Consider the following 5,156-nt stretch of genomic DNA (forward strand, 5'->3'; position numbering starts at 1 on the left):
CCACCGGGCACTCGGGCGTGCCCGGCATCGGCCGCGTGATCGCCTCCACGGCCGCGCGCGCCTTCTGCGGATCGGCAATCCAGTCGCGATAGAACGCAAACGGGCACTCGGCCACGCCGTGCACGCTGTCGCCCGAATGGATCGTGCCGGTATAGCCGCGATGCAGCAGCTTGTAGAGATGGTTCTGCGACTGCAGGTTGCGGCGCGCGTCGCGGATCAGCGAGACCGAAAGCTCCGCGTACTGCACGCCCATCTCCTCCTCGCCGCATTCGCCGAGCGTGCGCCCGTCGAAACCGACGATGGCCGAATGCCCGAAATACGAATACACGCCGTCGAAGCCGGCCGCGTTGGCCACCGCCACGTAGGTGTTGTTCATCCAGGCCATCGCCTTCGACACCATCACCTGCTGCTCCTTGGCCGGGTACATGTAGCCCTGGCAGCGCACGATCAGCTCCGCGCCGCGCATCGCGCAGTCGCGCCAGATCTCCGGATAGTTGCCGTCGTCGCAGATGATCAGGCTGATCTTCAGGCCCTTCGGGCCGTCGCTCACGTAGGTGCGGTCGCCCGGATACCAGCCCTCGATCGGCGTCCACGGCATGATCTTGCGGTACTTCTGCACGATCTCGCCGTGGTTGTCGATCAGGATCAGCGTGTTGTACGGCGCCTTGTGCGGGTGTTCCTCGTGGCGCTCGCCGGTGATCGAGAACACGCCCCACACGTTGGCCTGGCGGCAGGCGGCCGAGAAGATCTCGGTTTCCGCGCCCGGGATGGTGGAGGCCGTCTCGTACATCTCGGCCTCGTCGTACATGATGCCGTGCGTCGAATACTCGGGAAAAATCACCAGGTCCATGCCCGGCAGCCCGCGCTTCATGCCGATCAGCATCTCGCCGATCTTGCGCGCGTTGTCCAGCACCTCGGCGCGCGTGTGCAGGCGCGGCATCCGGTAGTTGACCACCGCCACGCCGACACTGTCGCGGCTGCTCGAAATATCGCCATGTCGCATCGTCTTGCTCCGTTCGGTGCGCGGGGCGCGCAGGCATGCGGCCCCGCGCCAGGGTTCAGTGACTGATCATCCAGGGCCGGCCGGCGGGCTGCTTGAGCGCCGCCGCCGGGTTGTCCTGCGCCGGCTTGCCGATCGCGCCGCCGCCGCTCGCGCCGGCCAGCGTGGCGCGCCCGCCCGAACAGCAGCCGCAGCCGGGCCGGTGGCGCCCCCCGCTGCCGCCGTCGCCCGATTGACGCGGCGCATGGGCCGCACGCTCGTTGGTGGCGTGCGCCGTGCGCCGGTCGCCCGCCATCAGCGCCAGCGCGGGCGCGGTCAGCCGCCGCGCGCCGATCGTGCCGCACGCGGGGCACGGCGCGGGCCGGTCGCGCTCGGCGATCGCGCGCATCGCGACGAACGGCCCGCAGGCCTCGCAGTGAAAGTCGTAGATCGGCATCTCGGGCGCTCCGTGCTCAGGCGTGGCTCAGGTCGTACGAGATCGGCAGGTCCACCTCGCCCGTCACGTGCCGCACCGGCCCCTGCGCGTTCGGCCGGATGTCGAAATCGAAGATCTGGGTCGGCAGCCACAGCGTCGCGCACGCGTTCGGGATGTCGACCACGCCGCTGATATGCCCCTGCACCGGCGCGCAGCCGAGCAGCGAATAGGCCTGCGCGCCCGAGTAGCCGAACTTCTTCAGGTATTCGATGGCGTTCAGGCAGGCCTGGCGATAGGCGACGGTCACGTCGAGGTAATGCTGGCCGCCCGTTTCGTCAACCGAAATGCCCTCGAAGATCAGGTAGTCGTTGTAGTTCGGCGTGATCGGGCTCGGCTGGAACACCGGGTTGCGGATGCCGTACTTGGCCATGCCGCCCTTGATCAGGTTCACGCGCATGTGCACCCAGCCGGCCATCTCGATCGCGCCGCAGAACGTGATCTCGCCGTCGCCCTGGCTGAAGTGCAGGTCGCCGACCGACAGCCCCGCGCCGTCCACGTACACCGGGAAGAACACCTTCGAGCCGCGCGACAGATCCTTGATGTCGCAATTGCCGCCGTGTTCGCGCGGCGGCACGGTGCGCGCGCCTTCGGCGGCGGCCTTGGCCTTCGCGTCGCCGGCCAGGCTGCCCATGTGCGCGGTGGCCGCGAACGGCGGGTTGGCCAGCGGCGGCACGCGTTCCGGGTCGGTCGCGATCAGGGCCGTCTCGCGCGTGTTCCAGGTTTCGAGCAGCTTCGGATCGGGCAGGCAGCCGATCAGGCCGGGGTGGATCAGGCCCGCGAAGTTCACGCCGGGAATATGGCGCGAACTGGTGTACAGGCCGTGGAAATCCCAGATCGACTTCTGCGCCGACGGGAAATGGTCGGTCAGGAAGCCGCCGCCGTTGGTCTTCGAGAAGAAACCGTTGAAGCCCCACTGGCTGTCGGACTTCGCGCCGATGTCGAGCAGGTCGACCACCAGCAGGTCGCCCGGCTCCGCGCCCTTCACGCCCACCGGGCCGGACAGGAAGTGGACGATCGACAGGTCGATGTCGCGCACGTCGTCGGCGCTGTCGTCGTTCTTGATGAAGCCGCCGGTCCAGTCGTAGGTTTCGAGCACGAAGTCGTCGCCGGGCTTGACCCAGCACGCCATCGGAATGTCGGGGTGCCAGCGGTTGTGGACTTGTTCGTTTTCGTAGGCGGACTGGTTCAGGTCGACCTTGATCAGGGTTTCGGGCATTTCGCACGCTCCTCGGTGCTGCGTTGGACGATGACGGCGCGCACGCCGTCAGACGGACAGGTATTCGCGAATGCGGTCGGTGTCGCCGGCCTCGCGGGTACTCTGGTGAACGAAACGGCCGCCCTCGATCACGAACAGCCGGTCGGCCACCTCGAGCGCGAAGCTCAGGACCTGCTCGGACACCACGATCGCGATGTCGCGCGAGGCGCGGATCTGGTTCAGCGCCTTGGCGATGTCCTTGATCACGGACGGCTGGATGCCTTCGGTCGGCTCGTCGAGCAGCAGCACCTTCGGGTCGGTGGCCAGCGCCCGCGCGATCGCCAGTTGCTGCTGCTGGCCGCCCGACAGGTTGCCGCCCTTGCGGCGGCGCATGTCCCACAGCACCGGGAACAGCGCATACAGCTCCTCGGGCACGGTTTGCGTGGGCGCGTTCTCCAGGCCGGTGCGGATGTTCTCCTCCACCGTGAGCGACGCGAAGATCTGCCGGCCCTGCGGCACGTAGCCGATGCCCTTGGCCACGCGCCGGAAGCTCTCTTCCTTCGAGACATCGGCGCCGCCCACCTTCACGGTGCCGCGGCTGGCCGGCAGCATGCCGATCAGCGACTTGAACAGCGTGGTCTTGCCCATGCCGTTGCGGCCCATCACCGCGACGCTTTCGCGGTTGCCGACCGAAAAGCCGATGCCGTGCAGCACCTCGCTCTGGCCGTAACTGACGACGAGATCGTCGACTTCGAGCATGTCGGGTTCCTCCTTTTCAGTGGCCCAGATAAACGTCGATCACGCGCGGGTCCGCCTGCACCGTGGCCATCGGCCCTTCGGCCAGGATCTTTCCCTGGTGCATCACGGTGACCTTGTGCGCGATCCGCTCGACGAACGCCATGTCGTGCTCGATGACGATCATCGAGCGCTGCTGGCAGATCCGGCCCAGCAGCTCGGCCGTGATCTCGCGCTCCTTCACGCTCATGCCGGCGATCGGCTCGTCGAGCATCAACAGTTCGGGGTCCTGCATGAGCAGCATGCCGATCTCCAGCCACTGCTTCTGGCCGTGCGACAGCAGCCCGGCCTCCATGTCGAGCACCGCGGCCAGGCCGATCTCCTCGGCCACCGCCAGCACCTGGTCGGTCACCGCGCTGTCGCGCCGGAACGCCAGCGCGCCGAACACGCCGCGCCCGCGCGGATACGACACCTCCAGGTTCTGCGACACCGACAGGTTTTCGTAGATCGACGGCGTCTGGAACTTGCGGCCGATGCCCTTGCGCACGCGCCGGAATTCCGCGAGCCGCGTGATTTCCTCGTTGCGGAACTTGATGCTGCCGGCCGTCTCGCGGGTCTTGCCGCAGATCAGGTCGAGCAGCGTGGTCTTGCCGGCGCCGTTCGGGCCGATCACCACGCGCAGCTCGCCGCGTTCGAGATAGAGGTTCAGCGAATCGATCGCCTTGAAGCCGTCGAACGACACGGTCAGGTCCTCGACCGCGAGCAGGAAGTCGGTATTGCTCATCGTCAGGCCTCCTGGTTGGCCGGCTCGCCGAGCCAGCGCCGCAGCCGCGGCCGTGCATGCGCCTCGTACAGCCCCGCGATGCCGTTCGGGAACGCCATCACCACGCCGATGAACATCGCCGCCATCAGGAACAGCCACAGGTTCGGGAAGCTCTCCGAGAACCAGGTCTTGCCGAGATTGACGAGGATCGTGCCGAGCACCGCGCCCGCCACCGACATGCGCCCGCCCACCGCCGCGTAGATCACCATCTCGATCGACGGCACGATGCCGACGAACGACGGCGACATGAAGCCCACCTGCAGCGTGAACATCGCGCCGCCGACCGCCGCGAGCAGCGCCGCCACGCAGAACGCGAACACCTTGAACATCGCCACGTCGTAGCCGGAGAAGCGCACCCGGTCCTCCTTGTCGCGCATCGCCAGCAGCAGCGTGCCGAGCTTGCCGCGCTGCACCCAGCGGCAGGCCAGCATGGCCACGATCAGCAGCGCCGCGTTGACGAAATACAGCACGTATTTCGACGCGTTCGACTGGATGCTCCAGCCCAGCAGCGTGCGCAGGTCGGTGATGCCGTTCACGCCGCCCGTATAGCCCTGCTGGCCGATGATCAGCACCGACAGGATCAGCGCCACGGCCTGCGTGATGATCGCGAAATACACGCCGCCCACGCGCCGCTTGAACATCGCGAAGCCCACCACGAAGGCCAGCAGCGTGGGCACCACCAGCACCGCGAGGATCGCGAACGGCAGCGAGTGGAACGGCTGCCACCAGCCCGGCAGCGCGGTGAGCTGGTTCCAGTCCATGAAATCGGGAATGCCGGGCGTGGTCTGGGTCTTGGTCGAGATGGGATCGGACGCCTCCAGCTTCAGGAACATCGCCATCGCGTAGCCGCCCAGGCCGAAGAACACGCCCTGCCCCAGACTCAGCACGCCGCCGTAGCCCCAGGCGATCACCAGGCCCACCGCGACGA

Annotated in this window: 6 protein-coding genes; all 6 read right to left on the bottom strand. The window is 67.5% G+C overall.

Features of this window, described 5'->3' with window-relative positions:
- Positions 1-1,003 (bottom strand): aliphatic amidase (locus ACYP33_RS04535; protein ID WP_459619992.1); only part of this gene is annotated, 1,003 nt, incomplete at its 3' end.
- Positions 1,004-1,058: 55 nt separating this feature from the next.
- Positions 1,059-1,436: an FmdB family zinc ribbon protein gene (locus ACYP33_RS04540; protein WP_459619994.1), complete on the bottom strand. Its 378-nt coding sequence runs from the start codon at positions 1,434-1,436 to the stop codon at positions 1,059-1,061.
- 16 nt (positions 1,437-1,452) lie between these two features.
- Positions 1,453-2,691 (bottom strand): formamidase, encoded by a 1,239-nt coding sequence (gene fmdA, locus ACYP33_RS04545; RefSeq protein WP_459619996.1) that lies wholly within the window; start codon positions 2,689-2,691, stop codon positions 1,453-1,455.
- 48 nt (positions 2,692-2,739) lie between these two features.
- Entirely contained in the window at positions 2,740-3,429 is a 690-nt protein-coding gene (gene urtE / locus ACYP33_RS04550) for an urea ABC transporter ATP-binding subunit UrtE (RefSeq protein ID WP_459619998.1), read from the bottom strand.
- Between the two features lie 16 nt (positions 3,430-3,445).
- Complete coding sequence (gene urtD, locus ACYP33_RS04555) at positions 3,446-4,189, bottom strand: urea ABC transporter ATP-binding protein UrtD (RefSeq protein WP_414442449.1); 744 nt, start codon at positions 4,187-4,189, stop codon at positions 3,446-3,448.
- 2 nt (positions 4,190-4,191) lie between these two features.
- On the bottom strand, positions 4,192-5,156 hold a 965-nt coding region (urtC, locus tag ACYP33_RS04560), incomplete at its 5' end, for an urea ABC transporter permease subunit UrtC (protein ID WP_459620000.1).

Source organism: Burkholderia sp. 3C (assembly GCF_054589155.1).

What these genes read in the sequence shown, in the direction of transcription:
- urtE (WP_459619998.1), bottom strand. Translation starts at nt 3,429, where the DNA reads ATGCTCGAAGTCGACGATCTCGTCGTCAGTTACGGCCAGAGCGAGGTG.
- ACYP33_RS04540 (WP_459619994.1), bottom strand. Translation starts at nt 1,436, where the DNA reads ATGCCGATCTACGACTTTCACTGCGAGGCCTGCGGGCCGTTCGTCGCG.
- urtD (WP_414442449.1), bottom strand. Translation starts at nt 4,189, where the DNA reads ATGAGCAATACCGACTTCCTGCTCGCGGTCGAGGACCTGACCGTGTCG.
- fmdA (WP_459619996.1), bottom strand. Translation starts at nt 2,691, where the DNA reads ATGCCCGAAACCCTGATCAAGGTCGACCTGAACCAGTCCGCCTACGAA.